Here is a 3,650-nt window from a genome sequence, read left to right as displayed (position 1 = left end):
GCGGGGCGGGGAGTGTCCGGGTCAGCGCCGGGCCGCGCGCCGCAGCCGGTCCGCCAGGCTGCGGTCGCGTACCTCGATCCGCGCCTCACCGACGAAGACGTCCATCGTTCCGGAGTCGGCGTCGCGTAGGTGCACGACGATCGGTTCATCGGCTCGTCCGGCCGCGCCGGGGGCGTTCTGCGCGGCCGACAGGCCCGGCACGGTGAGCGCGGCGGCGCCGAGGGTGGCGCTGGCCGCGGCGGTCAACGTCTGCCGGCGGGTCAGTCGCGGCCACTGCCGCTTCCGCTGATCACTGGTCATGGGCAACCTTTCCGGCGGTGGCGCGAACGCGCCCGCGGAGACGGACGGGTCCGACGCCGTCACGCGACGCCGCCGGGCCCCTGAGGGGACGCCGGCAGCGGTCCTCGCCGTGACCGCCACCGGCACCGCGTGGTACGGCCGGCGGCGGGGAAAGGTTCGACCTCAGGGCCGGGCGTGACCGTACGCAGTCGAGCGCTTGCGCGCCGGACGACCGGCGGCCTTCGCGATGGACCGCAACTGCTCCTCGGTACGCGCCGACCCGTTGTCCGAACCGGCCATCCGGGAGATCGTCTCCTCCATCAGCGTGCCGCCGAGGTCGTTGCAGCCACCCTGGAGCATCGCGACAGTGCCCTCGTCACCCAGCTTCACCCAGGAGCACTGGATGTTGTCGATCCGGCCGTGCAGCAGCAACCGCGACATGGCGTGCACCGCCCGGTTCTCCCGCCAGGTCGGCCCCGGTCGGGCGATACCCGCCAGATAGATCGGAGCATTCGTGTGCACGAACGGCAACGCCACGAACTCGGTGAACCCGCCGGTACGGTCCTGCACCCCGGCCAGCACCCGGAAGTGCGCCAGCCACTGCCCGGGGTGATCGACGTGGCCGTACATCATTGTGGAGCTGGACCGGATGCCCAGCTCATGCGCGGTGCTGACCACGTCGACCCAGGCGGCGGCCGGGAGTTTGCCCTTGGTGAGCACCCAGCGCACGTCGTCGTCGAGGATCTCGGCGGCGGTGCCCGGGATGGTGTCCAGGCCCGCCTCACGCAGTTGCAGCAGCCACTCGCGGACCGGCACACCGGCCTTCGCGGCGGCGGTGACGATCTCCATCGGGGAGAACGCGTGTACGTGCATCTCGGGCACCCGGGCCTTGATGGCGCGCACGATGTCGGCGTACCCGGTCACCGGCATCTTCGGGTCGATGCCGCCCTGGAGGCACACCTCGCTGGCACCGGCCGCCCACGCCTGCTCGGCCCGGTCCGCGACCTGATCGACGGAGAGCCGGTACGCGTCGGCATCCCGTTCACGCTGCGCGAAGGCACAGAAGCGGCAGCCCACGTAGCAGACGTTGCTGAAGTTGATGTTGCGGTTGACCACGTAGGTGACGTCGTCGCCGACCGCCGCGCGGCGCACGTCGTCGGCGAGGCGGCACAACTCGTCGAGCGCCGGCCCGTCCGCGCCGAACAGCGCCAGCGCGGCGTCGGCGTGCCGGGGGTCGAGCAGCGCCGCCGGGTCGTCGGCGGCGAGCCGCAGCCCGGCCGCCAGGTCACGGTCCGCACCACTGCCGGCCGGCACCGGGGGTACGCCCGCCCGACGCGCGACCGCCTCTGGGGTGACCTTGCCAGCCACCTCGGTCCAGTCGCCGTAGACGCTGTCGAAGTCGCCGCGCCGGTCGTCGGTCCGACCCGTGGTGTCGATGGTGGCGTGCAGGTCGACCCGCCCACCGAACACCTCCTCCGGCTCCTGCCAGGGTCGCCCCTGCGGCATCGCCGTCTCGACCGCCATGCCCGTCGCCGGGTCGGCCAGGGCACCGACGTGCGGCAGCAGCCGCGGGTCCAGCCACGGGTCGCCCGCGCGCACATACTCCGGGTAGATCGTCAACCGCTCCCGCAGCGTGAACCCGGCCAACTCGGTGTGCCGGGCCAACTCGTCGATCTGCGGCCAGGGGCGCTCCGGGTTGACGTGATCGGGGGTGAGCGGAGAGACGCCACCCCAGTCGTCGATGCCGGCGCGCAGCAGCAGGTCGTACTCGCCGGCGATGAGGTTCGGCGGGGCCTGGATGCGCGCCTTCGGGCCGAGCAGCAGTCGGGCCACCGCCACCGTGGCAGCCAGATCGTGCAGCTCCGCGTCGGGCATACCCCGCATCGCGGTGTCCGGCTTGGCGCGGAAGTTCTGCACGATCACCTCCTGGAGGTGGCCGTACTCCCGGTGGGCGCGGCGGATCGCGAAGAGCGCGTCCACCCGCTCTGCCGGGGTCTCCCCGATGCCGATCAGGATGCCGGTGGTGAACGGCACCCCGACCCGGCCGGCGTCCTCCAGCACCCGCAACCGGACCGCCGGCTCCTTGTCCGGTGAGCCGTAGTGCGGGCCGCCCGGCTCGGACCAGAGCCGGGTCGCGGTCGTCTCCAACATCATGCCCATGCTCGGCGCGACCGGCTTGAGTCGTTGCAGCTCCGACCAGGACAGCACCCCGGGATTGAGGTGCGGCAGCAGACCGGTCTCCTCCAACACCGCCACCGCGCAGGCGCGCAGGTAGTCCAGGGTCGAGTCGTAACCGCGTTCGTCCAACCAGGTCCGCGCCGCCGGCCAGCGTACCTCCGGCCGGTCACCCAGGGTGAACAGCGCCTCCTTGCAACCCTGCGCGGCACCGGCCCGAGCGATGGCCAGCACCTCGTCGCGATCCAGGAACGGCGCCGGCAGCCGGTGCGGCACTGTCGCGAACGTGCAGTAGTGGCAGCGGTCCCGGCAGAGCCGGGTCAGCGGGATGAAGACCTTCTTGGAGTACGTGACGACACCCGGCCGCCCAGCGTCCCGCAGCCCGGCGTCGCGGATCCCGCCGGCCAGCCGGAGCAGTTCGTCGAGCGCGGCACCGCGAGCGGAGAACAGCGCGGTCGCCTCGTCGACGTCCAGTGCCCGCCCGTTCGCGGCCCGGCCCAGGGCCCGCCGCACGCTCGCATCGCTCGGGCCGGAGTGGGTGCGATCAACCATCCACTCACCCTATGCGCAGCGCGAGCCCGCCCCACCGCGCCCAGCCCTCACCGTGCGAAACGGCACTGACCGATCACGGCAGCGCCTCCGGCACCGCGCCCCACGCCGCCCTCGCCCGCACAGCTGGCAATCTTGGACACTTTCCGTCAGCACGAAACGGAAAGTGTCCAAGATCTACCCTGCCTGCCTCTGGGGCTGCGGGTCTTGGTGGCCTCAGCGGTGTTGGTCGGGGTGGTCGTTCGGGTTGATGTGCTGGGTGCGGTCGCCATCCGAGTCGCCGGGGTGGGAGATGACCTCGGTCGGGTCGGCGGACCGACGCGGGATGGCCTCGGTCGGGTCGGCGGACCGACGCGGGATGGCCTCGGTCGGGTCGGCGGAGAAAAGCGAGATCGCCTCGGTCGGGTCGGCCGACTGACGCGGAATCGCCTCGGTCGGGTCGGCCGACTGACGCGGGATGGCCTGGGTGGGGTCGGCCGACGGCGGCTGCCCGAACGGGGGCGCGGCGGGCGGCGGCGCGGCCGGAGACGACGACGCCGACTGGGTGGTCGGGTTCGCCGGCGGCGCGGACTGCGGTGCCTGGAACGGCGGGGCCGACTGCGGGAACGGCGGCGCGGACTGCGGGTGCGGCGGGGCCCACTGCGGGA

2 protein-coding genes and 1 pseudogene are annotated in these 3,650 nt (G+C 72.9%); all 3 read right to left on the bottom strand.

What is annotated here, in order from left to right; all coding sequences use genetic code 11:
- Positions 1–21: 21 nt before the first annotated feature.
- Positions 22–300, bottom strand: a complete 279-nt coding sequence (locus DLJ59_RS00310; protein WP_124770538.1) for a hypothetical protein — start codon at positions 298–300, stop codon at positions 22–24.
- Between the two features lie 162 nt (positions 301–462).
- Complete coding sequence (locus DLJ59_RS00305; RefSeq protein ID WP_124770537.1) at positions 463–3,006, bottom strand: bifunctional FO biosynthesis protein CofGH; 2,544 nt, start codon at positions 3,004–3,006, stop codon at positions 463–465.
- 213 nt (positions 3,007–3,219) lie between these two features.
- Positions 3,220–3,650: pseudogene (locus tag DLJ59_RS00300) on the bottom strand (hypothetical protein); the annotation flags it as partial.

Source organism: Micromonospora inaquosa (genome assembly GCF_003857055.1).
Classification (GTDB): Bacteria; Actinomycetota; Actinomycetes; order Mycobacteriales; family Micromonosporaceae; genus Micromonospora; species Micromonospora inaquosa.
The sequence above is the reverse complement of the archived record's forward strand: the minus strand, read 5'-3'. Positions and strand labels throughout refer to the sequence as shown.